At 63.1% G+C, this 24,508-nt stretch carries 18 protein-coding genes and 1 rRNA gene; 12 read left to right on the top strand and 7 right to left on the bottom strand.

What is annotated here, in order from left to right:
• The first annotated feature begins 124 nt into the window (after window positions 1-124).
• The 7 genes from rrf (at window position 125) to yfiB (ending at window position 12,040) form a co-directional block, all read left to right on the top strand.
• Window positions 125-240: ribosomal RNA gene (gene rrf, locus U5A08_RS25075) — 5S ribosomal RNA — on the top strand.
• A gap of 136 nt (window positions 241-376) precedes the next feature.
• Window positions 377-3,829, top strand: a complete 3,453-nt coding sequence (recC, locus tag U5A08_RS25070) for an exodeoxyribonuclease V subunit gamma (protein ID WP_321849035.1) — start codon at window positions 377-379, stop codon at window positions 3,827-3,829.
• Complete coding sequence (gene recB / locus U5A08_RS25065) at window positions 3,826-7,500, top strand: exodeoxyribonuclease V subunit beta (protein ID WP_321849034.1); 3,675 nt, start codon at window positions 3,826-3,828, stop codon at window positions 7,498-7,500. Before recC ends, recB begins: the two co-directional genes overlap by 4 nt.
• On the top strand, window positions 7,497-9,566 hold the full coding sequence (gene recD, locus U5A08_RS25060) for an exodeoxyribonuclease V subunit alpha (RefSeq protein WP_253399082.1): 2,070 nt from the start codon (window positions 7,497-7,499) through the stop codon (window positions 9,564-9,566). Before recB ends, recD begins: the two co-directional genes overlap by 4 nt.
• A 143-nt stretch (window positions 9,567-9,709) precedes the next feature.
• Entirely contained in the window at window positions 9,710-10,285 is a 576-nt protein-coding gene (gene yfiR / locus U5A08_RS25055; protein WP_253399080.1) for a regulatory sequestration protein YfiR, read from the top strand.
• Complete coding sequence (gene dgcN / locus U5A08_RS25050) at window positions 10,282-11,544, top strand: diguanylate cyclase DgcN/YfiN (protein WP_253399078.1); 1,263 nt, start codon at window positions 10,282-10,284, stop codon at window positions 11,542-11,544. Before yfiR ends, dgcN begins: the two co-directional genes overlap by 4 nt.
• A gap of 4 nt (window positions 11,545-11,548) precedes the next feature.
• Window positions 11,549-12,040 carry an outer membrane lipoprotein YfiB gene (yfiB, locus tag U5A08_RS25045; RefSeq protein WP_321849032.1) on the top strand — a complete coding sequence of 164 codons (492 nt, stop codon included), beginning with the start codon at window positions 11,549-11,551 and terminating at the stop codon, window positions 12,038-12,040.
• 81 nt (window positions 12,041-12,121) lie between these two features.
• Here the strand turns inward: yfiB and U5A08_RS25040 are convergent, their stop codons facing one another.
• Both U5A08_RS25040 and U5A08_RS25035 read right to left on the bottom strand, forming a co-directional pair.
• A complete protein-coding gene (locus U5A08_RS25040) occupies window positions 12,122-12,412 on the bottom strand; it encodes a DUF3077 domain-containing protein (protein ID WP_321849031.1) in 291 nt (96 codons plus the stop codon).
• 314 nt (window positions 12,413-12,726) lie between these two features.
• A complete protein-coding gene (locus tag U5A08_RS25035) occupies window positions 12,727-13,674 on the bottom strand; it encodes a LysR family transcriptional regulator (RefSeq protein ID WP_253399064.1) in 948 nt (315 codons plus the stop codon).
• Window positions 13,675-13,805: 131 nt separating this feature from the next.
• On the opposite strand from U5A08_RS25035, the gene U5A08_RS25030 reads away from it, so the two are divergent.
• Window positions 13,806-15,323: a CoA-acylating methylmalonate-semialdehyde dehydrogenase gene (locus tag U5A08_RS25030; RefSeq protein ID WP_321849030.1), complete on the top strand. Its 1,518-nt coding sequence runs from the start codon at window positions 13,806-13,808 to the stop codon at window positions 15,321-15,323.
• A gap of 15 nt (window positions 15,324-15,338) precedes the next feature.
• Complete coding sequence (gene mmsB, locus U5A08_RS25025) at window positions 15,339-16,226, top strand: 3-hydroxyisobutyrate dehydrogenase (protein ID WP_253399059.1); 888 nt, start codon at window positions 15,339-15,341, stop codon at window positions 16,224-16,226.
• Window positions 16,227-16,276: 50 nt separating this feature from the next.
• Here mmsB and U5A08_RS25020 read toward each other — a convergent pair whose 3' ends face one another.
• Complete coding sequence (locus U5A08_RS25020; RefSeq protein ID WP_010566207.1) at window positions 16,277-16,621, bottom strand: cupin domain-containing protein; 345 nt, start codon at window positions 16,619-16,621, stop codon at window positions 16,277-16,279.
• A 385-nt stretch (window positions 16,622-17,006) separates the two neighbouring features.
• On the opposite strand from U5A08_RS25020, the gene kynB reads away from it, so the two are divergent.
• Both kynB and kynA read left to right on the top strand, forming a co-directional pair.
• On the top strand, window positions 17,007-17,657 hold the full coding sequence (gene kynB, locus U5A08_RS25015; protein ID WP_253399051.1) for an arylformamidase: 651 nt from the start codon (window positions 17,007-17,009) through the stop codon (window positions 17,655-17,657).
• Window positions 17,654-18,511, top strand: coding sequence for a tryptophan 2,3-dioxygenase (kynA, locus tag U5A08_RS25010; RefSeq protein ID WP_253399043.1), 858 nt, complete (start codon window positions 17,654-17,656; stop codon window positions 18,509-18,511). Before kynB ends, kynA begins: the two co-directional genes overlap by 4 nt.
• A gap of 144 nt (window positions 18,512-18,655) precedes the next feature.
• Here the strand turns inward: kynA and U5A08_RS25005 are convergent, their stop codons facing one another.
• From U5A08_RS25005 to antA, 4 genes are all read right to left on the bottom strand, one after another.
• Window positions 18,656-20,056 (bottom strand): amino acid permease, encoded by a 1,401-nt coding sequence (locus U5A08_RS25005; protein ID WP_253399034.1) that lies wholly within the window; start codon window positions 20,054-20,056, stop codon window positions 18,656-18,658.
• 73 nt (window positions 20,057-20,129) lie between these two features.
• Window positions 20,130-21,137 (bottom strand): anthranilate 1,2-dioxygenase electron transfer component AntC, encoded by a 1,008-nt coding sequence (antC, locus tag U5A08_RS25000; RefSeq protein ID WP_321849026.1) that lies wholly within the window; start codon window positions 21,135-21,137, stop codon window positions 20,130-20,132.
• A 151-nt stretch (window positions 21,138-21,288) separates the two neighbouring features.
• On the bottom strand, window positions 21,289-21,780 hold the full coding sequence (gene antB / locus U5A08_RS24995; protein ID WP_321849024.1) for an anthranilate 1,2-dioxygenase small subunit: 492 nt from the start codon (window positions 21,778-21,780) through the stop codon (window positions 21,289-21,291).
• Entirely contained in the window at window positions 21,780-23,171 is a 1,392-nt protein-coding gene (gene antA / locus U5A08_RS24990) for an anthranilate 1,2-dioxygenase large subunit (RefSeq protein WP_321849022.1), read from the bottom strand. Before antA ends, antB begins: the two co-directional genes overlap by 1 nt.
• 312 nt (window positions 23,172-23,483) lie before the next feature.
• On the opposite strand from antA, the gene U5A08_RS24985 reads away from it, so the two are divergent.
• Entirely contained in the window at window positions 23,484-24,476 is a 993-nt protein-coding gene (locus tag U5A08_RS24985; RefSeq protein ID WP_321849021.1) for an AraC family transcriptional regulator, read from the top strand.
• The last annotated feature ends 32 nt before the right edge of the window (window positions 24,477-24,508 follow it).

Below are 24,508 nucleotides of genomic sequence, written 5' to 3'. Positions count from 1 at the left end.
CATCAGATTGCGGTGTGTGAAGACGAAACGAACCGAAAGTTCGACTCTTACAAAACACCGAAAGCTATCACATACCCAATTTGCTGAAGCGAGGCCAACTGGCAGCGACTCAGTACCCGAATTTCTTGACGACCATAGAGCATTGGAACCACCTGATCCCATCCCGAACTCAGTAGTGAAACGATGCATCGCCGATGGTAGTGTGGGGTTTCCCCATGTGAGAGTAGGTCATCGTCAAGATTAAATTCCAGAACCCCTGTTTGCTTACGCAGACAGGGGTTTTGTTTGTCCGCTCGAAAAGTGCGAAGAGGCTCATCCCGATAGCCTTCAGTGCTAAAGTCCACGCCTCGATTTTGCTTTTGCCAAGGAAGCCGTTATGCCGGATGCGACGCCTCTCAGCGCAGGATTCATGGTGGTTCACGGCAACCGCCTGGACGAATTGCGCAGCCTGGTGGTCAGTTGGATGCGCCGTTATCCCCTGGCCCCTCTGGAAAATGAAATCGCCCTGGTACAGAGCAACGGCATCGCCCAATGGCTCAAACTGGCCCTGGCCGAAGATCCGGAAGATGACGACATGGGCGGCTGCGGGATTGCTGCGGCAATCGACGTGCAACTGCCCGGCAGCTTCATGTGGCAGCTCTATCGCATGGTCCTGGGTCGCGACGAAATCCCGCCCAAGTCCCTGCTCGATAAAGCCCCGCTGACTTGGCGCCTGATGCGCCTGCTCCCCGAGCTGATCAATCAACCGCACTTCGAGCCGCTGCAGCGCTTCCTCACGGACGACAGCGACCTGCGCAAACGCTACCAGCTCGCCGAGCGATTGGCTGACCTGTTCGACCAATACCAGGTCTACCGCGCCGACTGGCTGGAAGATTGGGCCGCTGGCCGCCATCAACTGCGTAACGGCCGAGGCGAATCCAAACCCCTCGACCCTGCCAACTGCTGGCAAGCCGAGTTATGGCGCGCCCTGCTGCTGGATGTGGGCGAAGCCGGCATGGCGCAAAGCCGTGCCGGTGTGCATCAGCGCTTTATCGAACGGATCAATAGCCTTGAGCAAGCGCCGCCAGGGCTGCCTTCCCGAGTGATCGTTTTCGGCATTTCTTCGTTGCCCGCCCAAGCACTCGAAGCGCTCGCCGGCCTGGCGCGCTTCAGTCAGGTCCTGCTCTGCGTCCACAACCCCTGTCGCCACCATTGGTCCGACATCGTGGCCGACAAAGATTTGCTGCGTAACGAATACAAACGCCAGGCACGCAAAGCCGGCATGCCGGTCACCATCGACCCGCAGACCCTGCACCAGCATGCGCATCCGTTGCTCGCCGCCTGGGGCAAACAAGGTCGCGACTACATCAGCCTGCTCGACAGCTACGACGATCCCAACAGCTACCGCGCTGCATTTCGCGACGGCCGCATCGACCTGTTCAGCGACAGCGAACCCACCACACTGCTCAACCAGCTCCAGGACGATATCCTCGAACTGCGCCCGCTCAACGAAACCCGCGACCTCTGGCCCGCCGTCGATCTGCAGCGCGATACCTCCATCCGCTTTCACATCGCCCACAGCGCCCAACGCGAAGTGGAAATCCTCCACGACCAACTGCTCCAACGCTTCAGCGCCGACCCCGCGTTGCGTCCCCGGGACATCATCATCATGGTCCCCGATGTCGACAGCTACGCGCCGCACATTCGCGCAGTGTTCGGCCAGTTGGACCGCAGCGACCCACGCTTCATCCCCTTCACCCTCACCGACCAAGGCCAACGCGGCCGCGACCCGCTGCTGATCGCCGTCGAACACCTGCTCAAGCTGCCCGACAGCCGCTTCCCGGTCAGTGAAATTCTTGACCTGCTCGACGTCCCGGCGCTGCGCGAGCGCTTCGCCATCAAGGAACGCGACCTGCCCACGCTGCATCGCTGGATCGAAGGCGCCGGCATCCGCTGGGGCCTCAATGCCGAACAGCGCGCCGGTCTTGGCCTGCCCCACGAGCTGGAGCAAAACAGCTGGCGATTTGGTTTGCGCCGTATGCTGCTCGGTTATGCCGTGGGCACGGGTGTCGCCTGTGACGGCATCGAGCCCTACGACGAAATCGGTGGCCTCGACGCGGCCTTGATCGGCCCGCTGGTCGCGTTGCTCGACGCACTCAGCGACGCCCACCAAGCCCTATCGCAACCTGCGGTTCCGCAAGAATGGGGCGAGCGCCTGCAACGCTTGATGCAGTTGTTTTTCCTGCCCAGCAGCGAACACGACGACTACCTGTTGGGCCAGCTCGAACAGCTCAGGGAAACCTGGCTGGAAACCTGCGAGTCCGTCGGCCTGCAGGACGAGTTACCGCTCACCGTAGTCCGCGAGGCGTGGCTCGCCGGTCTGGACCAAGGGCGCCTGTCCCAGCGCTTCCTCGCCGGAGCTGTCAATTTCTGCACATTGATGCCGATGCGCGCGATCCCGTTCAAGCTGGTCTGCCTGCTCGGCATGAATGACGGCGACTACCCCCGCGCCCAACCTCCGCTGGATTTCGACCTGATGGGCAGCGACTACCGGCCCGGCGACCGTTCACGCCGCGAAGACGACCGCTACCTGCTGCTCGAAGCCCTGCTGTCAGCCCGCGACCAGCTCTACATCAGTTGGGTCGGCCGCAGCATTCGCGACAACAGCGAGCGCCCGGCATCGGTATTGATCGGCCAACTGCGCGACCATCTCGCCAGCGGCTGGCAGCACGCCCAAAGCGACGCACCGCTGCTTGACGCAATGACCCAGGAACACCCGCTCCAGCCCTTCAGTGCGCGCTATTTCCACGCCGGAGACCCGCTGTTCAGCTACGCCCGCGAATGGCAGTTGCTGCACGAGGTGACGGATGCGCCGGCGGACAACACCGAACTCGCGGCCCATCAACAGGAAGAACCCCTGAGCCTCGGCCAGTTGCAGGACTTCCTGCGCAACCCGGTCAAACACTTCTTCAGCCAGCGTCTGAAAGTATTCTTCGAAGCCGCCGAAGTGCCGCTGGCCGATGAGGAACCCTTTGTCCTCGATGCGCTGCAACGCTACAGCCTGAGCGACAGCCTGCTGAACGCCGCGCTGAGCCAGCCCGATCATGTCGACCAGGCGCTCAGCGCCCAGGCCCGTCGCCTGCAAGGCAGCGGCCTGTTGCCCATGGTTGGTTTCGGCGAGTGCCTGCGCAACGAACTGATCGAGCCCTTGCCTGGCCTGCTGCAACGTTATCAACAACTGCTGGCCCTCTGGCCCACGCCACACACCGGCGCGGAACCGATCAGTTTCGAGCATCAAGGCATTCAGCTCGAAGGCTGGATCAGCGGCCTGCATCGGCGCAGTGATGGCGGATTGTTGAGTGTCACCACGATCCCCAACAGCATCGGTTCGATCAAGACCCGCAAGTGGCACCGGCTGATTCGCCCGTGGGTCAACCACCTGGTCGCCTGCGCCTGCGGCCTGCCGTTGAGTACCGCGCTGGTGGCCAGCGACGACACCTTGTTGCTGGCCCCGCTGGAACCTTCCAACGCCCAGGACATCCTCGGCGACCTGCTGCTGGCCTGGCACCTCGGCATGGCCAAACCGCTGCCCGTCGCGGTCAAAACCGCGTTCGCCTGGCTCGGTCAAACCGACCCGGCCAAAGCCGCGGCGGCCGCGAGCAAAGCCTACGAAGGCGATGGCATCAACACCGATGGCGAACGCCGCGAAACCCCCGCGCTCACCCGGCAATTCCCCGACTACGCGGCCCTGGTGGCCAGCGAAGAATTCGAAGGCTGGTGCGAAACCTTGTATCGCCCCCTGATCAACGCCCCCTGGCGATCACTCACTGGCGAGGAGGCCGGCGCATGAGCAGCAAACCCTTGGCCCTGGCCTTCCCGCTAAAGGGCAGCCAACTGATTGAAGCCAGCGCCGGCACCGGCAAGACCTTCACCATTTCCGCCCTGTACCTGCGCCTGGTGCTCGGCCACGGCGGCGATGACGCCGGCTTCGGCCGCGAACTGTTGCCGCCGCAGATCCTCGTGGTGACCTTCACCGACGCCGCCACCAAAGAGCTGCGCGAACGCATCCGCATCCGCCTGGCCGAAGCTGCGCGGTTCTTCCGCGATGAGATCCAACAGCCCGACGCCCTGATCGCCGAACTGCGCGATCAATACGCGCCCGAGCAATGGCCCGCTTGCGCCAACCGCCTGGACATCGCTGCGCAATGGATGGACGAAGCCGCCGTTTCGACTATCCACAGTTGGTGCCAGCGCATGCTGCGCGAACACGCCTTCGACAGCGGCAGCCTGTTCACCCAGACCCTGGAAACCGACCACAGCGACCTGCTCGGCGAAGTGCTGCGCGACTACTGGCGCCTGTTCTGCTACCCGATGCACGACGATGCGCTCAACTGGGTCCGCAACAACTGGGGTGGCCCGGCCGCGCTGATGCCACGGGTGCGCGCGCTGTTCGGCAGCGAACGGCCCACCGGCGAAAGTCGCGAGCCGGCCGAGCTGATCAGCGCGTGCCTGCAAGAACGCCGCGACGCCCTGGTCGCCCTCAAGGCGCCGTGGCAGCAATGGGCCGGCGAGTTGCGCGACATCTGCCTGCAAGCCGTCGCCGCCAAAGCCGTCGATGGGCGCAAGATGCAAGCGCGTTACTTCGAACCCTGGTTCGAAAAGATCAGCGCCTGGGCCGCTGACGAAGCCCTCGAACAGCTGGACATCGGCACCGGCTTCACCCGCCTGACCCCGGACGGCATGGCCGAAGCCTGGAAGGGCGAGCCGCCGCACCACCCGGGCATCGACGCCATGGCCAGCCTCAAGGCCAGTCTGGATGCGCTGCCCACCCCCGACGCCGCTGTGTTGCAACACGCCGCCGCGTGGGTCGGCAAACGCTTCGAAGATGAAAAACGCCGGCGCGCCGAAATGGGCTTCGACGACATGCTGATCCGCCTCAACGCCGCCCTGCAAAGCGACGGCGGCGAGCGTCTGGCCAGTGTGATCCGCGAGCAGTTCCCGGTCGCCCTGATCGACGAATTCCAAGACACCGATCCGGTGCAGTACAGCATCTTCGACAGCATCTACCGCATCGAAGAAAACCACCTCGACAGCGGCCTGTTCCTGATCGGCGACCCCAAGCAAGCGATCTACGCCTTCCGCGGCGCCGACATCTACACCTACCTGCGCGCACGCCAATCCACCACCGGCCGGCATCACACCCTGGGCACCAACTTCCGCTCCAGCCACGCGATGGTCGAGGCGGTCAACCATGTGTTCCAGCGTGCGGAAAGCGGCCGTGGCGCGTTTCTGTTCCGTAAGCCGAGTGGCGAAAACCCGGTGCCGTTCCAGCCGGTGCTGTCCCAAGGCCGCAGGGAGCAACTGCAGGTCGATGGTCAGACGCTGCCCGCGCTGAACCTCTGGCACCTGCCCACCGATCAGCCGATTTCCAATGCGGTTTATCGTCAGCACCTGGCCGCTGCCTGCGCCACACAGATTGTCGAGTTGCTCAATGGAGGGCAGCAAGGCCGCGCTGGTTTCCTACAAGCCGACGGCAGCTTCAACGGCGTGTTGCCGTCGGACATCGCCATCCTCGTGCGCGACGGCAAGGAAGCCCAAGCCGTGCGCGGCGAGTTGGCCGCCCGTGGCGTGCGCAGCGTGTACTTGTCGGACAAGGACTCGGTGTTCGCCGCCCAGGAGGCGCACGACCTGCTGGCCTGGCTCAAGGCCTGCGCCGAGCCGGACGTCGAACGCCCGCTGCGCGCCGCGCTGGCCTGCGTTACCTTGAACCTGTCACTGCCGGAACTGGAGCGTCTGAACCAGGACGAACTGGCGTGGGAAAGCCGGGTGATGCAGTTCCGTGGCTACCGTGCGATCTGGCGCAGCCAAGGCGTGCTGCCGATGCTGCGTCGCCTGCTGCACGACTTCAAACTGCCGCAAACCCTGATCGCCCGCAGCGATGGCGAGCGCGTGCTGACCAACCTGTTGCACCTCAGCGAACTGCTGCAACAGGCGGCCTCCGAACTGGACGGCGAACAGGCCTTGATCCGCCACCTGGCCGAACACCTCGCGCTGTCGGGGCAGGCCGGTGAAGAACAGATCCTGCGCCTGGAAAGCGACGAGCAACTGGTCAAGGTGGTGACCATCCACAAATCCAAGGGCCTGGAATACGACCTGGTGTTCCTGCCCTTCATCTGCTCGGCCAAACCGGTGGATGGCAGCCGCTTGCCGCTGCATTACCACGATGCCAACGGCAAGTCCCAGGTGAGCTTGCGCCCGACCGTCGAGTTGATCGCCCAGGCCGATGACGAGCGCCTGGCGGAAGACCTGCGTCTGTTCTACGTCGCCCTGACCCGCGCCAAACACGCGTGCTGGCTGGGTATTGCCGACCTCAAGCGCGGCAATAACAACAGCTCCGTGCTGCACCTGTCGGCGCTGGGCTATTTGCTCGGCGCCGGTGCCGCGCTGGCGGAGTCCGCCGGCCTGGCGCGCTGGTTGCTGGACCTGCAGGCAGGCTGTGCCGCCGTGCATTACGCGCCGATGCCCGAAGCCCACGCCAGCGTTTTCCACCCGCCGCGTAACGAAGCCACGCTGCTGGCGCCCCTGCTGCCCAAACGCAAGGCTGCGGAAAACTGGTGGATCGCGTCCTACAGCGCTTTGCGCATCGGCGACAGCATGAGCGCCGCCAGCCTCGAAGCGCCGGAAAGCCCACAAGCCCAGAAGCTGTTCGACGACGAACGCCTCGACCCTGACGCACCGCGTGAAGTGGCGGCGTCGGGTAGCGATATTCACCGTTTCCCACGCGGTCCTAACCCCGGCACCTTCCTCCATGGACTGTTGGAATGGGCCGGCGAAGACGGCTTCGACGTGACCGCGCAGGCGATCGAAAAGGCCGTGGGCGCGCGCTGCAACCGCCGCAATTGGGAAGGCTGGATCATGACCCTCAGCGGTTGGCTCGGCCATCTGCTGCAAACGCCACTGCCGCTGGATAACGACCAGGTCACGCTCAGCGGCCTGCAGCACTACCAGATCGAAATGGAGTTCTGGTTCGCCAGCCATAAAGTCGACGTGCTCGCCCTCGACAAGCTGGTGTGCCAGTACACCCACAACGGCGTCTCCCGCGTCGCGGCGGAACCGGTGTTGCTCAACGGCATGTTCAAGGGTTTTATCGACCTGACCTTCGAACACGACGGCCGTTACTACGTGGCCGACTACAAATCCAACTGGCTCGGCCCCGATGATTCGGCCTACACCCAGCAAGCCATGGAACAGTCGATCCTTGAGCATCGGTACGACCTGCAATACGTGCTTTACCTGCTGGCCCTGCATCGCCAACTCAAGGCGCGCCTGGCGGATTACGACTACGACCGGCATGTCGGCGGCGCGCTCTATTTGTTCCTGCGCGGCACTCGGGCCGCCAGCCAGGGGGCGTACTTCACGCGGCCGCCACGCGCGCTGATCGAGAGCCTGGACCTGATGTTCCAAGGCCAATCGTTACCGCCCAAGGCTGAGCCCGCCTGGGAACAAGGAGTGTTGCTATGAGCCTGTCGCCGTTACCGCTGGAGGCGCTGATGCCCCTCAGCCGCGCTGCCGACCTGGTGCAACTGTTCGAGCGGTGGGTCGAGCGTGGCTGGCTGCGCGCGCTGGATAAGGCGTTCGTCGGTTTTCTGCACGAACTCGACCCACAGGCCGATCCCTTGGTGTTGCTGGCTGCGGCCCTGACCAGCCATCAACTGGGCCACGGCCATGTGTGCCTGGACCTGTTCGAAACCCTCAAGGCGCCGGATTTCGCCCTGTCGCTGCCGCCGGAAGGCGACCTGCAAACCGGCGCAATGCTGCTGCCGTCGCAACTGCTCGATGGCCTGGACGGCGGCCATTGGTGCCATGCCTTGGCCACTAGCTCGTTGGTCGCGTTGGCCGTCGACGGCAGCGAGGCCGCGCAAAGTCGCCCGTTGGTGCTGTCCGGCAAACGCCTGTACCTGCGCCGCTATTGGACCTACGAACGGCGCATCGACAGCGCCTTGCGCCTGCGCCTGGCCACAGAAGAAAGCCTCGCCGCCGATCTGCCCCAACGCCTGAACGGCCTGTTTGACCAAGCGCCGCCCGATGGCGTGATCGACTGGCAAAAACTCGCCTGCGCCCTGGCCACTCGCGGTGCCTTCAGTATCGTCACCGGCGGCCCCGGCACCGGCAAGACCACCACCGTGGTGCGCCTGCTCGCCCTGTTGCAGGCGCCGGCCGTGGAAGCCGGCAGCCCGTTGCGCATTCGTCTGGCGGCGCCCACCGGTAAAGCCGCCGCACGGCTCACCGAATCCATCAGCCAGCAAGTGCTGTCGCTGAAAGTGCCTGACAGCGTGCGCGAAAAAATTCCGACCCAGGTCACCACCGTCCACCGCCTGTTGGGTAGCCGCCCTGGCACCCGTCACTTCCGTCACCACCTGGGCAATCCATTGCCGCTGGATGTGCTGGTGGTGGATGAAGCCTCGATGATCGACCTGGAAATGATGGCCAACCTGCTCGACGCCTTGCCGCCCCACGCACGCTTGGTGCTGCTGGGCGACAAGGACCAGCTCGCCTCGGTCGAGGCCGGCGCCGTACTTGGCGACCTGTGCCGCGACGCCGAGGCCGGCTGGTACAGCCCCGACACCCGCCAATGGCTACAAGCGGTCAGTGGCGAAGACCTGGGCAACAGCGGCCTGCAGGAAGACCGCGACGGCAGCCACCCGCTGGCCCAGCAAGTGGTGATGCTGCGCTACTCGCGGCGCTTCGGCGAAGGCAGCGGCATCGGCCAACTGGCGCGCTGGGTCAACCAGCAAAACGCCGAAGAAGCCCGGCGGTTGCTGGCCGCCGGCAGCCACCGCGACCTGTTCTGCGTCAGCCTCAAGGGCGAACACGACCACGCACTGGAGCGCCTGGTGCTGGATGGGCCGGGCGACGGCGCCGAAGGCTATCGCGCTTACCTGAACCTGCTGCACGCTGCGCGTCCACCTGCCGACACCCCGCGTGACGACCCCGCCTGGACCCACTGGGCACAACAACTGCTGCAAGCCTTTGACGCCTTCCAACTGCTCTGCGCCGTGCGCAAGGGCCCTTGGGGCGTGGAAGGGCTGAACCTGCGCATCACCGCAGCCTTGCGTAAAGCGCGGCTGATCGACAGCGACGAGCAATGGTACGAAGGCCGCCCGGTGCTGATGACCCGCAATGATTACGGCCTGGGCCTGATGAACGGCGATATCGGCATCGCCCTGAAGTTGCCCGAAAGCGACGGCGGCTCCCACGTGCTGCGCGTGGCCTTCCCACGTAACGACGGCCAGGGCGGCGTGCGCTTTGTGCTGCCCAGCCGGCTCAACGACGTGGAAACCGTGTACGCCATGACCGTGCACAAATCCCAGGGCTCCGAGTTCACCCACACCGCGTTGATCCTGCCGGATGCGCTGAACCCGGTGCTCACCAAAGAGCTGATCTACACCGGCATCACCCGCGCCAAGCGCTGGTTCAGCCTGATCGAGCCGCGCGGCGGGGTATTTGAGGAGGCCGTGCGGCGCAAGGTCAAGCGCTTGAGCGGGTTGATGCTGGAGTTGGGCCATGAGCCAGGAAAAACTGACTGATTGGTCATTTGGGGTTTCTGATTCGAGCGTCTGATTTTTCTGAAAAAATAGCGGGACCCTTCGAGGTGTTGCCTCGCGGGGCTTTCCGCCGCTGTGCTATCGTTGCGGCATCACCCCTCGCAGACACCTGAGAGAATCGCTGCATGAACGTGGCTGTCTCGCCCACAGGGCATCGCTTGAGCTGGAGACGCAGTTTACTGGTGGCGCTGTTGTGCCTGCTCGCGCCGCGTGCTTTTGCCGAGACGGCCAGCCCCGTCGGCATGGCCGATTCCCGTGCCCAGGCGGTGACCCAGGTGGTGCTGGGCATCCTCAGCTATGCGCGCTGGCCGGTGGAACCGACGCAATTGCGCCTGTGCATCGTCGGGCCGACCCAGTACACCGACGATCTGGTCAAAGGCACCACCCAAGCCACCGGTCGCCCGGTGGTGGTGCAGCGCCTGCTGGCCGACAACCCCGATATCGTCAATGCCTGCGACGCCGTGTACATCGGCGAACTCAGCGTCGATGAGCGCAGCCGCTTGTTTGCGTCATTGATGGGCCACCCGGTGCTGAGCATCAGCGAAGGCGGCGACCAATGCACCGTGGGCAGCCTGTTTTGCCTGCGGGTGGGCGATGAGCAGGTGTCGTTCGAGGTCAACCTCGACTCCGTGGCCCGTAGCGGCGTGCGCATTCACCCCAGCGTGTTGCAGTTGTCGCGCCGTCGAGCGCCTGCGTCATGAGATGGACGCGTGCGCAACCGACCCTGCGTTCGGTCATCGGTCGCGGGCACCTGATCCTGGCGCTGGTGGCGGTGACGCTGGCCAGCGTGTCCCTGACCCTGCTCGGGGTGCTGGCGTTGCGCGTCTTCGCGGAGCACAACCTGGACCTGATCGCGCGTTCCATCAATTACACCGTGGAAGCGGCGGTGGTGTTCAACGACCGTGCGGCGGCCACCGAGGCCCTTAGCCTGATCGCCGCCACCGAAGAAGTGGCCGAGGCCCAAGTCTTCGATGCCAACGGCCGGCTGTTGGCGCAGTGGCTACGGCCGGAAACCGGGATGCTGTCCCGGGTCGAACTGCAACTGGCCCACTCCCTGCTCGAACAGCCGATCAGCCAGCCAATCGTTCACCAGGGGCGCACCATCGGCAGCATTCATCTGACCGGTCACGGCGCCAGCCTGTTGCGCTTTTTACTCAGCGGCCTGGCCGGGATTCTGATCTGCACCGCCCTCAGCGCCTGGGTCGCCCTGTATTTGGCGCGGCGTCTGTTGCGCGGGATTACCGGGCCGTTGCATAGCCTCGCGACGGTGGCCCATGCCGCGCGCGTCGAACGCGACTTTGACCGCCGCGTGCCACCGGCAAAAATCGCCGAACTCGACAGCCTGGGCAACGACTTCAATGCCCTGCTGGAAGAAATGCAAGCCTGGCAAAACCACCTGCAAAGCGAAAACGAAAGCCTTGCCCACCAGGCCAACCACGACAGCCTGACCGGCCTGCCCAACCGCGCGTTTTTCGAAGGCCGCTTGATCCGTGCCCTGCGCAGCGCCGCCAAGGCCAACGAACGGGTGGCGGTGCTGTTCCTCGACAGTGATCGCTTCAAAGACATCAACGACAACTATGGACACGCCGCCGGCGACGCAGTGCTGGTGGCCGTTGCCACCCGCGTGCGTGCGCAATTGCGTGAAGATGACCTGGTAGCACGCCTGGGCGGCGACGAGTTCGCCATCCTGCTGTCGCCGCTGCACAAGGTTGAAGATGCCCAGCGCATCGCCGACAAAATCATTGCCAGCATGGACGTGCCGATCCCGGTGCCGGGCAACACCCAAGTGTTGACCTCCCTGAGTATCGGCATCGCCATTTACCCCGATCATGGCGCGACCCCCGGCGCCCTGCTCAACGCCGCCGATGCGGCGATGTACCAGGCCAAACGGTTATCACTGGGTGGCCAGCAAACGGCGGAGACGGAGCTCCCCGTCGTCAACATTCAGCACAGGAGTTGATCCCTTGTTCTCGACCGCACGCGTTGTGTTTATCACCTTAATCGTGGCCCTGTTGGCCCTGAGCGGCTGCCAGACCGCGCCCCCCAAAGGCCTGAGCCCGGCGCAAGTCGCGGTCCTCAAGCAACAAGGCTTCGAACCGACCGACGACGGCTGGGCGTTCGGCCTGTCGGGCAAAGTACTGTTCGGCAGCGACATAGAAAGCCTCAACGCCCCCAGCACGGAAATCGTCGAGCGCATCGGCAAGGCATTGCTGGGCGTAGGCATCGACCGCGTGCGCGTTGACGGCCACACCGACGCCTCGGGCAAAGAGAGCTATAACCAGCAACTGTCCCTGCGCCGCGCCAAAAGCGTCGCCACGGTGCTGACCCGCGTCGGGATGAAAGAACAAAACATCCAACTGCGCGGCTTGGGCAGCAGCCAGCCGGTAGCCTCCAACGACACCGCCGCAGGGCGCACCGAGAATCGGCGAGTGTCGATTGTAGTGAGTGCCGACTAAGCGACTCACCCGTTCCAATGTGTGAAATGCAATCAAATGTGGGAGGGGGCTTGCCCCCTCCCACATTTGTACAGTGTTCGCTTAACCGCTCGGCGTCAGCGCCTGCGTCAAGTCATCCACCACCGCCTTGCCCATCTCACACAGATAATGCGCTGCCCAGGCGTATTGCTCGCCACGTACATCCATGGCGGCTTCCATCGTGAGTTTCTTGGCGTAGTAAAGCAGGGTAGAGGCGTGCTCCAGCGCTTCGCCGAGCGGCATGCCCGCGTTGACGCGGAACAGTGGCTTTTCGTTTTCGCCGTAGTCGCCGAAGGTGACTACGCCGAGGGTGGTGAAGGAAGAAAGCGGTGGATCGGGGACGATTTTGGTCATGGTCTATACCTGGGAGTTTTAGGAACCACCCATTCATGTCGCTAAACATGAAAGGGTGGCAGCTGTACGCAGGTTAGCGAACCGGACCCAGGACCCGGCAGACCCGAAGATCTCCCACGCACAGCCGCCATAACACGAGAACGAAGAGCACAAAGCTCCTGCCGTTGGGGGCTGTGTCCGGGTTCGGGTCGCTAAACCCGTTCGCTGATTTCAGCGAAGTACGGAGGCTAGTGACTCGAACCCTAAGGCGCAATAGGCTGGAGATTCTCTAGGAATCGTCCTGCAATTTAAAGCGAATCGTCGTTGCTGGCCCTTTAATCCGCAAACCGCATCTCCCGCGTCTCCCCCATCAACAACCCCCGATTCTGCTCCGTCACCTCCCTGATGTAGTCCCACAACAACGTAATCCGCTTCAACTTCCGCAAATCCTCCCGGCAATACATCCAAAACTGCCGCGTAACCGCAATCTGCTCCCCAAGCACCGGCAACAACCGTGGATCTTGCGCTGCCAAAAAGCACGGCAAAATCGCCATCGACCGCCCTTGTTGCGCCGCCACGTACTGCGCGATCACGCTGGTGCTGCGCAGGCTGGCGCTGGCGCCGGGGACGACGTTGGCCAGGTACAGCAGCTCCGAGCTGAAGGCCAGGTCGTCGACGTAGCTGATGAACGGATGCTCGGCCAGATCCGCCGGGCGGTGGATGGGTGGGTGCTGGTCGAGGTAGTCCTGGGTCGCGTACAACTGCAGCTTGTAGTCGCACAGTTTGCAGCACACATACGGCCCGTGTTCCGGGCGTTCCAGGGCGATGACGATGTCGGCTTCGCGTTTGGACAGGCTGATGAAGTGGGGCAGGGGCAGGATGTCGACCGAGATCGCCGGGTAGGTGTCGACGAAGTGGCTCAGTTGCGGGGTGACGAAGAAGCTGCCGAAACCTTCGGTGCAGCCCATGCGGACATGCCCGGACAGCGCCATGCCGGAGCCGGAGACTTGTTCGCAGGCCATGTGCAAGGTGCTTTCGATGGATTCGGCGTAGCCCAGCAAACGCTGGCCTTCGTTGGTGAGGACGAAGCCGCTGGTCCGGGATTTTTCGAACAGCAGGGTGCCGAGTGATACTTCCAGCGAACTGATGCGCCGCGACACGGTGGTGTAGTCCACCGCCAGGCGCTTGGCGGCGACGCTGGCCTTGCGGGTGCGGGCCACTTCGAGGAAAAACTTCAGGTCATCCCAGTTCAGGGCGCCCAGTGATGTGATGTTTTTTTGCATATTGGACCGGATTTTATGTGCGTTCTTATTAGAAGTTTGCACATCTATACTCCAAAAACAGTCCGAACGCCTCATCCTCAAGGCGATTCAACGCCTTGGTTCTCTGCCTATAAATACAAATTGGAGACCACATGAACGCATCTGCCGATATTTCCGTGCAACAGGTCAAGTTGCTGATCAACGGTGAATGGGTCGAGTCAACGACCACCCACTGGCAAGACATCGTCAACCCGGCCACCCAGCAAGTACTGGCCAAAGTCCCGTTCGCCACAGCTGATGAAGTCAACGCCGCCATCGACGCCGCCCATCGCGCCTTCCAGACCTGGAAGCTGACCCCGATCGGCGCGCGCATGCGTATCATGCTCAAGCTGCAAGCCTTGATCCGCGAGCACTCCAAGCGCATCGCCGTAGTCCTCAGCGCTGAGCAGGGCAAGACCATTGCCGATGCCGAAGGCGATATTTTCCGTGGCCTGGAAGTGGTGGAGCACGCCTGTTCCATCGGCACTCTGCAAATGGGCGAGTTCGCTGAAAACGTCGCCGGCGGTGTCGATATCTACACCCTGCGCCAGCCCATCGGCGTGTGCGCCGGGATTACCCCGTTCAACTTCCCGGCGATGATTCCGCTGTGGATGTTCCCGATGGCGATTGCCTGCGGTAACACTTTCGTCCTCAAGCCGTCCGAGCAAGACCCGCTGTCGACGATGCTGCTGGTGGAGCTGGCGCTGGAAGCCGGTGTGCCGGCCGGTGTGCTCAACGTGGTACATGGCGGCAAGGACGTGGTGGACGCGCTCTGCACGCATAAAGACATCAAGGCGGTGTCGTTCGTCGGTTCGACCGCCGTGGGCACCCATGTGTACGACCTGGCCGGCAAACACGGCAAGCGCGTGCAATCGATGATGGGCGCCAAGAACCATGCGGTGGTGCTGCCGGATGCCAACCGCGAACACACCCTCAACGCCCTGGTCGGTGCCGGTTTCGGCGCGGCGGGCCAGCGTTGCATGGCCACTTCGGTGGTGGTGCTGGTGGGTGCTTCCAAGCAATGGCTGCCCGATCTGAAGGCGCTGGCGCAGAAGCTCAAGGTCAATGCCGGCAGCGAAGCGGGCACGGACGTCGGCCCGGTGATTTCCAAGCGTGCCAAGGCGCGCATCCTGGAGCTGATCGAAAGCGGCGTGAAAGAAGGCGCCAAGCTGGAGCTGGACGGTCGTGGTATCCAGGTGCCGGGCTTCGAGCAAGGCAACTTTGTCGGTCCGACGCTGTTCTCGGGCGTGACCACCGACATGCAGATCTACACCCAGGAAATCTTCGGCCCGGTGCTGGTGGTGCTGGAAGTCGATACCCTCGATGAAGCCATCGCGCTGGTCAACGCCAACCCGTTCGGCAACGGCACCGGCCTGTTCACCCAGAGCGGGGCGGCGGCGCGTAAGTTCCAGAGCGAAATCGACGTCGGCCAGGTCGGCATCAACATCCCGATCCCGGTGCCGGTGCCGTTCTTCAGCTTCACCGGTTCGCGCGGTTCCAAGCTCGGCGACCTCGGCCCGTATGGCAAGCAAGTGGTGCAGTTCTACACCCAGACCAAAACCGTCACCAGCCGCTGGTTCGACGACGACACGGTCAACGATGGCGTCAACACCACCATCAACCTGCGCTGATTCCGGGAGACGAGCATGAAGATTGCATTTATCGGCTTGGGCAACATGGGCGCGCCCATGGCCCGCAACCTGATCAAGGCCGGCCACGCGCTGAACCTGTTCGACCTGAACCAGGCGGTACTCAAGGAACTGGCGGAGCTGGGCGGCAGCATCAGCGATTCACCGCGTGGTGCGGCAAACGGCGCTGAGCTGGTGATTACCATGCTGCCGGCCGCTGCCCATGTGCGCAGTGTCTGGCTGGGCGAGGACGGCGTATTGGCCGGTATCGGCCAAGGCGTGCCGGCGGTGGATTGCAGCACCATCGACCCGCAAACCATCCGCGATGTCGCGGCGGCGGCGGCCAAGCAAGGGGTGGCCGTCGCCGACGCGCCGGTCTCCGGCGGCACCGGTGGCGCGCAAGCCGGGACGCTGACCTTCATGGTCGGCGCCACCCCGGAGTTGTTCGCCACCCTGCAACCGGTGCTGGCGCAGATGGGCCGCAACATCGTGCGTTGCGGCGACGTCGGCACCGGCCAGATCGCCAAGATCTGCAACAATCTGCTGCTGGGCATCAGCATGGTCGGCGTCAGCGAAGCCATGGCCCTGGGCGATGCGCTGGGCATCGACACCCAGGTGCTGGCCGGCATCATCAACAGCTCCACCGGGCGCTGCTGGAGTTCCGACACCTACAACCCGTGGCCGGGCGTGATCGAAACCGCGCCGTCATCGCGGGGGTATACCGGCGGTTTTGGCGCCGACCTGATGCTCAAGGATTTGGGCCTGGCCACTGAAGCTGCGCGCCAGGCGCACCAGCCGGTGATCCTCGGCGCTGTGGCCCAGCAGTTGTATCAATCGATGAGCCAGCGCGGGGAAGGAGGCAAGGACTTCTCGGCGATCATCAACAGCTACCGCAAGCCCAAATAGATACCACCTGTGGCGAGGGCGCTTGCTCCCTCGCCACCCTTTATTGCGGTTCAGGCAAACACAAAATACTTACGCACTGTCTCGACCACTTCCCACGTCCCCTTCATCCCCGGCTCCACCACAAAGATATCCCCCGCACGCAAATGGATCGGCTCCAGGCCTTCCGGGGTGATTACGCAGTAGCCTTCCTGGAAATGGCAGTATTCCCACTTCACGTATTCCACGTACCACTTGCCCGGTGTGCAGATCCAGGTGCCCATGATCTTGCTGCCGTCTTCGCTGGTGTAGGCGTTGAGGTTGACGGTGTGCGGGTCGCCTTCGAGCTTTTCCCATTTGCAGGCATCCAGGACCGGCAAGGGGTGGGTGTCGCGCAGTACGGTGATGGGCTTGGACATGATGACTCCGAGGCAGGTGAACGAGAGTCGAACCCTATAGCGTCGCAGGCAGGGTCAATGGTCTGAACTCGACATCGGGATGCCCAGAAGCGCAGGCGAGTACCACTCCTCAGGCCATGTGCAGTCAATGTGGGAGGGGGCTTGCCCCCGATGGCAGTGTTTCAGTTGACACATGTGCTAGCTGATCCGCAGCCATCGGGGGCAAGCCCCCTCCCACATTAATCCTTGGTGGCAGTGCCACTGTGGCTAGGCGACATTTTTGAGCGTAGATAAGCCGTTTCCTCGCAGTAAGTGCGAAAGATTCCCCACTTGGCGCAGGAATTCGCAAGAAAATTCACGGCTGGCCCTCGTATCATTCACTTCAGTCACGACCGAGAGCCTTGATATGAACCCAATAAAAACGTGGTGGGACATCAGCCCGCCCTTGAGTGCGGCGACCCCGACCTGGCCGGGGGATACGCCGTTCCAGGAAGAGCGCGTGTGGCAGTTCGGCCCGGAGTGCCCGGTGAATGTCGGGCGCATTACCTTGTCGCCGCACACCGGCGCCCATGTGGATGCGCCGCTGCACTACAGCGCGGACGGCGCGCCGATTGGCGAGGTGTCGTTGGACGTGTACATGGGCCCGTGCCGCGTGTTGCATTGCCTGGACAGCGGCGCACTGGTGCAGCCGCAGCAGTTGGACGGGCGTGTGGATAACTTGCCGGAACGTGTGTTGCTGCGCACTTATCCACAGGCGCCGCTGACCGAATGGGATGCGCACTTCACCGCCATCGCCCCGCAAACCATCGAGCTGCTCGCCAGCCTGGGCGTGCGCCTGGTCGGTATCGACACGCCGTCCCTGGACCCGCAACAGTCCAAGACCATGGATTCTCACAACGCCGTGGCCCGTCATGGCATGGCGATTCTCGAAGGCATCGTGCTCGATGACGTACCGGAGGGCGACTATGAACTGATCGCGCTGCCGCTGCGGTTTGCCCACCTCGATGCCAGCCCGGTCCGCGCAATCCTGCGCCCGCTTGTGGAGCCCGCACGATGAGCCAATGTCCCTTCTCAGAGGATTACCAACCGCCGGAAGAATGGCATAACGCCGAGCTGAATTTTTCCGAGTCCATGAGCTACGGCGACTACCTGGACCTAGGCAAAATCCTCAGCGCCCAGCACCCGCTGTCGCCGGACCACAATGAAATGCTCTTTATCATCCAGCACCAGACCTCCGAGCTGTGGATGAAACTGATGCTCCACGAACTCAAGGCCGCCCGCGAACACCTGCGCCTGGGCGAGTTGCCGCCGGCGTTCAAGATGCTGGCGCGGGTCTCGCGGATCTTCGATCAACTGGTACACGCCTGGGCGGTGCTGGCGACCATGACCCCGTCGGAGTACAAGGCGATTCGCCCGTTCCTCGGCCAGTCGTCGGGGTTCCAGTCGTTCCAGTACCGTGAGATCGAATTCATCCTCGGCAACAAAAGCCCGGCGCTGTTGCGGCCTCACGCCCATCGCCCGCAATTGTTGCAAGAACTGCAGGTGGCGATCGCCACACCGTCGCTGTACGACGAGGCGATCAACCTGATGGCCAAGGCCGGCCTGACGATCGACCCGCAACGCGCCGAACGCGACCCGACGGCGGCGACGGTTCACGATGCGTCCGTGGAAGCGGCGTGGCGCGAGGTCTACCGCGACCCGAGCCGTTATTGGGACCTGTACCAGTTGGCCGAAAAGTTTATCGACCTGGAAGACTCCTTCCGCCAATGGCGCTTTCGCCATGTGACCACGGTGGAACGGATCATCGGCTTCCAGCCCGGCACCGGCGGCACCGAGGGCGTGGGTTACCTGCGCAAGATGCTCGACACGGTGCTGTTCCCCGAGCTGTGGCGAGTACGTTCCACGCTCTAAACAAAAAGCCCCGGATCACCGGGGCTTTTCATTTGGAATGCAATCAAAAATGTGGGAGGGGGCTTGCCCCCGATAGCGGTGTGACAGCCAACACATCCACTGACTGACACACCGCCATCGGGAGCAAGCTCCCTCCCACCTAGGTTATTGCGTCACTGCCACTTTCGCGTTTTTGATCCGCAAGCGGTAGGCAATGTAGATAACCCCCACCCAAACCGGCATCGCATACACCGAGTCGCGAACGCCCGGGATCGCCAGCATCACGCTGATGATCATCAGCATGAACGCCAGGCACAGGTAGTTGCTGAACGGGAACCAGAAGGTCTTGAACGACGGCACCACGCCTTGCTCGCCCATGGCTTTGCGGAACTTGATGTGGGTCAGGCTGATCAGCGCCCAGTTGATCATCAGCGAGGCGACCACCAGCGCGAACAGCAACTCCAGCGCGCTGTGCGGCGCGACGTAGTTGACCACCACGCACAGCAGCGTCACCAGCGCCGAAATCGCCAGGGCCCGCAGCGGCACGCCTTGCTTGTTGAGCTTCATCAGCGCTTTCGGCGCGTCGCCTTGCTCGGCCAGGCCGAACAGCATGCGGCTGTTGCAGTACACGCCGCTGTTGTACACCGACAGCGCTGCGGTCAGCACCACGAAGTTGAGGATGTGGGCGGCGGTGTCGTTACCGATCAGCGAGAAGATCTGCACGAACGGGCTACCGCTGTAGGCATCGCCCGACGCGCCGAGGGTTTGCAGCAGTTGATCCCACGGGTACAGCGACAGCAGCACGGTCAGCGCGCCGACGTAGAAAATCAGGATGCGGTACACCACCTGGTTGATCGCTTTCGGGATCACTTTGCGCGGCTCGCTGGCCTCGGCGGCGGTGATGCCCACCAGCTCCAGGCCACCGAACGAGAACATGATGAAGGCCATCGACATCAACAACCCCATGCCGCCATTCGGGAAGAAACCGCCGTGGCTCCACAGGTTGCTGATCGACGCTTGCGGGCCGCCGGTGCCGCTGAACAGCAGGTAGCAGCCGAGCACGATCATGCCGACAATCGCCACCACCTTGATGATCGCGAACCAGAACTCGGTCTCACCGAAGAACTTCACGTTCAGGGTGTTGATCAGGTTCACCGCGACAAAGAACACCAGCGCGCTGACCCAGGTCGGAATCTCCGGCCACCAGAACTGGATGTACTTGCCCACGGCCGTCAGCTCGGCCATGCCCACCAGCACGTAGAGCACCCAGTAGTTCCAGCCCGCCAGGAAGCCCGCGTAACCGCCCCAGTATTTGTGCGCAAAGTGGCTGAACGAACCGGCCACCGGCTCCTCGACGATCATCTCGCCGAGCTGGCGCATGATCAGGAACGCGATAAAACCGGCAATCGCATAGCCGAGGATCATCGACGGCCCCGCCGACTTGAGCACCCCGGCCGAACCGAGGAACAGCCCCGTACCGATCGCACCGCCCAAGGCAATCAGCTGAATATGCCGGTTTTTCAGGCCACGCTTGAGGCCTACCGGGTTAACCATGTCATCCGCCATTAACATTCCCTTCTACTTGTTTTTCTCGGGGTTGATTGCACGCCGCGCCCAACCCCTCAGAAGTGCTGAGGGGTCAGATATTACTCTGCGTGAACTTTTCGTAATACAGCTGAACGCCATCAAGTGCCTGATCCGCCAGCCATTGCTGGATGGACTCGACCATCGGAGGTGGCCCGCACACGTACATATCGGCCGAACTGTCCCGCCATTCGGCCAAGTTGAAATGCTCGGTGAGGTAGCCGCGCTTGCCGGGCCATGTGGGCGGCGGGTTGCTCAGTACTTCGGTGTAGCGAAAATCCGCGAGCGTGGACGCATAACCCTCGATGCGCGCCGCTTCGCACAGGTCCTCGGCGCCGCGCACGCCGTAGTACAGGTGTACCGGCCGTTCGCAGGCGTTGGCCGCCAGTTCGTCGAGCATGCCCAGCAACGCCGACAACCCGGTGCCGCCGGCGACCAGCACCAGCGGTCGGCTGACATGGCGCAGGTAGAACGCCCCCAGCGGCGCCTCCATCAGCAACTGATCGCCGACCTGGCAACGTTCGCGCAGGTAGTTGCTCATCACCCCGTCGGGCAGCAGGCGGATCAGAAACCGCAGCTGATTGCCCGGCCGGTTGGCGAAGGAATACGAGCGCCAACTGTCGGTGCCCGGAACCGCCAGGCGGGCGTATTGGCCCGGCAGAAAGTCCAGCGCCTGGTCCAGTTGCACCTGCAGGATCGCGGTGCCGGTCGAGACCTGCCGCACCTCACTCACCGTGCCGCGCACCTGCACCGGCCCCGGTGCGTTGCACAGGCTGGAATCGAAGTCGAAGTAGAACGTCGCATCCGACTTCACCCGGGTCTGGCAACTGAGCATCTTGCGTTGTTGCAGGTCGCGGCTGGAGAGCGCGTCCTCGTCCACATAATCCTGGCTGTATTCGCCGCTTTCGCAGCGGCCCTGACAGGTGCCGCACACGCCTTCGCGGCAATCCAGCGGAATCTTGATGCCGTTGCGCAGGGCCGCATCCAGCAGGATTTCATGGGCGCCCACCGGGAAAAACAGGGTCTTGCCGTCGGCAAAACTGAAGGCCACTTTGTGATTCATCCCCAGTACTCCGTGGGTTCATGTGTGAACCCTTGTAGGAGCGAGCTTGCTCGCGAAAAACTCAAGGACGCCGCGTACATTCAGGATGCCCGCGTCATCGTTGACGTCCTTCGCGAGCAAGCTCGCTCCTACAAGGGGGCGTTCGCCAGCGTTACAGGTGATAGAAATCCAGCACCGAGTTGATGGTGTCGTTGAGCAGCAACGCGTGCTTGCGGGTGATCAGCCAACTGTCGCCATGGGGCTTGAGACGATAGGTGGCGTGGCCGTAGAACTGCTCCGACGTGGCCAGGCGATAGAACAGCGTGTGCCAGTTCAAGCGCACCTCCAGCGTGCCGTCCGCCTGCTCGGCGATGCGCACGTTGTGGATCAGGTGCAAGGTGCGCGGCATCGGCGTGGCCGACGCCGCCTTGCCGGTGCGCAGGCGGAACACGCGGTCTTCCAGGCCCGTGCGGTTGGCGTAATAGATCAGCGACATTTCGCGCTTGGGGTCGCGGGTGTAGACGTGTTCGGAGTCCCATTGCGGCAGGTGGAACTCGCTCTGCGGGTCGAACAACTGCACGTAGGCGTCCCAGTCCTGGGCGTCGCACAGCTCGGATTTGCGATAGAAAAACTGCTCGATCCGGTACTGCAACAGCGCATTCATCATTCCACCTCCCGCAGCTTCAGCGCGCGTTGGTCGAGGCCGTTGAGCAGGAACTGCTGCCAGTTGCGGTGCTGGTTGACGTACAAGCCTTCGTGGGTGAATTCGGTGCCGGTCATGGCGGGCTGGATGCCGAGGGCTTCGCTGTTCGGCGTCGGCCCGGTGGCCCAGCGGTGGCTACCGCGTGAGATATCGCTCCAGCGCTCCAGGCGGCCCTGGAAACCGCGTTGGGCCTCGCGAAACTCCACCAGGTCGTCCGGCGTGCCCATGCCCGAGACGTTGAAGAAGTCCTCGAACTGGCGGATGCGGTTTTCCCGGTCGGCGTCGGACTCGTGTTTCACCCCCAGGCACTGGCTGAGGATCTCGGTCTTGTTCCACGCCAACGGGCGGATGATGCGCAGCTGCGAGCTGATCTGGTCGAGGAAGAACAGGCTCGGGTAGATGTTCAGGTTGCGCAGGCGATGCATCATCCACTCGGCTTTTGGCTGGCCGTGTTCGGCCACCAGGCGCGGCATGATGGTGGCGTAGCCGGAACGCACCGTGGGGTTGGGCATGTCGCTGAACAACAGGCTGTGGCCATTGTTGAAGGCGAACCAGCCGTCGTCGGTATTTGCGTCGCCGGCGCCGAGTTTGCTGTAGTCCAGCGTCGTGCTGGCCGCAGTGCCATTCTCGGTATTGACCTGCTGGCGGTGCTGCACCGTGGCCACGTAGTTGTAGTGGACGGTGCTGACGTGATAACCGTCCAGGCCGTTTTCGTTCTGCAGCTTCCAGTTGCCGTCGTAGGTGTACGCGGACTTGCCCGGCAGCACCTCCAGCTCACCGGTGGCGGACTGGGCGACCATCATGTCGAAAAACACTTTGGCGTCGCCGAGGAAGTCTTCCAGGCTGTCGGTGCCGTTCACGTCCAGGCTGATGAACACAAAGCCCTTGTAGCTGTCGATGCGCGCCTTTTTCAGGCCGCGCGTGGCCTTGTCGAAACCTTCCGGGTATTCCCCCGGTGCCTTGACCTTCACCAGCCGCCCGTCGCTCTTGTAGCACCAGGCGTGGAACGGGCAGGTGAAGGTCGACTGGTTGCCCTTGCCGACGCGGGTGAGGGTGGTGCCGCGATGTTGGCAGGCGTTGACCAGGGCGTTGAGTTGGCCGTCGCCGTCGCGGGTGATGATCATTGGCTGGCGCCCGGCGCGCATCGTCACGAAATCGTGGTTATTCGCCAGTTCGCTTTCGTGGCAGGCGTAGATCCAGTTTTTCTCGAAGATCAGTTCCATCTCCAGGTCGAACAGTTGCGGCTCGGTGAACATGTCGCGGGCGATGCGGAACACTTCATCGGCGGGGCGAAAATCCAGGCAGCTGTCGATGAAGCTTTTCCATTGCTCGACGCTTCTTGCACCACTCATGGGACGCACCTTTTGATAATGGCTGAACGGGTCAGCCATTTAGAGGCTGCACCGAGGCGGCGGGCTATCCGCTTAATGGGCGAAGGCGGGCCGGATAGTTGGGCAGCAAATACCCACGCCGGTGCAGGGCGGTGACGCGATGCGCTACTGTCATGCAGGGCGGTGCGCGCAGAAGTCGGCGGTTTATCCACATAGTCGAGCATTGCTATCCACCCAGCAGCGAGACTGCCGCCGTGGCGCAGAACTTGCTGTCGATCTGTCACGACGCGCCGCCAGAGCGCGCAACCGCCTAACCGCCGTGGGTGCAGCCTGATGAGTAGCCATACACGCGATATCCGTATCGAACGCTTCGACCTGGAGGGCGCCCGCAGCTGGATGTCCGGCATCTGCGGGCCGCACCGCCTGGAGACGGCCACGCCCGAGCGCCTGCGTTTCCATCACAGCGCCAACGTGTTCAAGTCCCGCGCCACCACCCTGGGCGTGATCGAATACGGCACCGACGTGACCATCGACATCGAGGACGCCGAGCACTTCAGCAGCTACAGCCTGAGCCTGCCGCTGGTGGGCGAGCAGGAGCTGAGCAAGAACGGCGAGCGCCTGAGTTCCAACCGCGATCAAGGCGTGATCATCTCGCCCAACGAGCACCAGGTGCTGGCGATTTCCGGCGATTGCCGCAAGTTGCAGGTGGTGATTACCCGCGCGGCGATGAGCGAGTCGCTGGAAGGGCTGCTGCAACGGCCGATTGAGGCGCCGCTGCGTTTTGAATCGGTGATGGATGCAGTGGACGGCGCCCCGGCCTCGTGGTGGCGCATGGCGCGTTATTTCATCGCAGAGCTTGCGCGCAGCAGCGAGTTGTACGAGCAGGCGGCGTTTACCCGCGACCTGGAGAGCTCGTTGATCAAGGGCCTGATCCTTGCCCAGCCGAATAATTACTCAGAGGAACTGCACGACGTACTTGGCGTGAAGCTGCCGCACTACTTGATCCGCGCCCGCCAGCACATTCACGACAACGCCCGCGAAGCGGTGCATCTGGAAGACCTGGAAGCCGCCGCCGGGGTCTCGCGGTTCAAGCTGTTCGATGCGTTTCGCAAATACTTCGCGCTGTCGCCGATGGCTTACCTGAAAAAGTATCGGCTGGGGGCGGTGCGCCAAGAGATCCTCGAACACGGCTCCACCCGCACCATCTCCGAGATTGCCCTGGGTTGGGGGTTTACGCATCTGGGGCGGTTCTCGGCGGAGTATCGCAAGCTGTTCGATGAGTCGCCGAGCCAGACCTTGCAGCGCAACCGCCTGCGCACTGTCTAAAAAACGCCGCAGATCAAATGTGCCTGGGAGAT

The organism is Pseudomonas paraveronii (assembly GCF_963681955.1).
GTDB classification, from domain to species: domain Bacteria; phylum Pseudomonadota; class Gammaproteobacteria; order Pseudomonadales; family Pseudomonadaceae; genus Aquipseudomonas; species Aquipseudomonas paraveronii.
Note: the sequence above shows the minus strand (reverse complement) of the source record. Positions and strands in the feature narration are given on the sequence as shown.

Coding starts and splice junctions, on each gene's coding strand:
- recC (WP_321849035.1), top strand. CDS start 377: ATGCCGGATGCGACGCCTCTCAGCGCAGGATTCATGGTGGTTCACGGC.
- recB (WP_321849034.1), top strand. CDS start 3,826: ATGAGCAGCAAACCCTTGGCCCTGGCCTTCCCGCTAAAGGGCAGCCAA.
- recD (WP_253399082.1), top strand. CDS start 7,497: ATGAGCCTGTCGCCGTTACCGCTGGAGGCGCTGATGCCCCTCAGCCGC.
- yfiR (WP_253399080.1), top strand. CDS start 9,710: ATGAACGTGGCTGTCTCGCCCACAGGGCATCGCTTGAGCTGGAGACGC.
- dgcN (WP_253399078.1), top strand. CDS start 10,282: ATGAGATGGACGCGTGCGCAACCGACCCTGCGTTCGGTCATCGGTCGC.
- U5A08_RS25040 (WP_321849031.1), bottom strand. CDS start 12,412: ATGACCAAAATCGTCCCCGATCCACCGCTTTCTTCCTTCACCACCCTC.
- U5A08_RS25035 (WP_253399064.1), bottom strand. CDS start 13,674: ATGCAAAAAAACATCACATCACTGGGCGCCCTGAACTGGGATGACCTG.
- U5A08_RS25030 (WP_321849030.1), top strand. CDS start 13,806: ATGAACGCATCTGCCGATATTTCCGTGCAACAGGTCAAGTTGCTGATC.
- mmsB (WP_253399059.1), top strand. CDS start 15,339: ATGAAGATTGCATTTATCGGCTTGGGCAACATGGGCGCGCCCATGGCC.
- U5A08_RS25020 (WP_010566207.1), bottom strand. CDS start 16,621: ATGTCCAAGCCCATCACCGTACTGCGCGACACCCACCCCTTGCCGGTC.
- kynB (WP_253399051.1), top strand. CDS start 17,007: ATGAACCCAATAAAAACGTGGTGGGACATCAGCCCGCCCTTGAGTGCG.
- kynA (WP_253399043.1), top strand. CDS start 17,654: ATGAGCCAATGTCCCTTCTCAGAGGATTACCAACCGCCGGAAGAATGG.
- U5A08_RS25005 (WP_253399034.1), bottom strand. CDS start 20,056: ATGGCGGATGACATGGTTAACCCGGTAGGCCTCAAGCGTGGCCTGAAA.
- antC (WP_321849026.1), bottom strand. CDS start 21,137: ATGAATCACAAAGTGGCCTTCAGTTTTGCCGACGGCAAGACCCTGTTT.
- antB (WP_321849024.1), bottom strand. CDS start 21,780: ATGAATGCGCTGTTGCAGTACCGGATCGAGCAGTTTTTCTATCGCAAA.
- antA (WP_321849022.1), bottom strand. CDS start 23,171: ATGAGTGGTGCAAGAAGCGTCGAGCAATGGAAAAGCTTCATCGACAGC.
- U5A08_RS24985 (WP_321849021.1), top strand. CDS start 23,484: ATGAGTAGCCATACACGCGATATCCGTATCGAACGCTTCGACCTGGAG.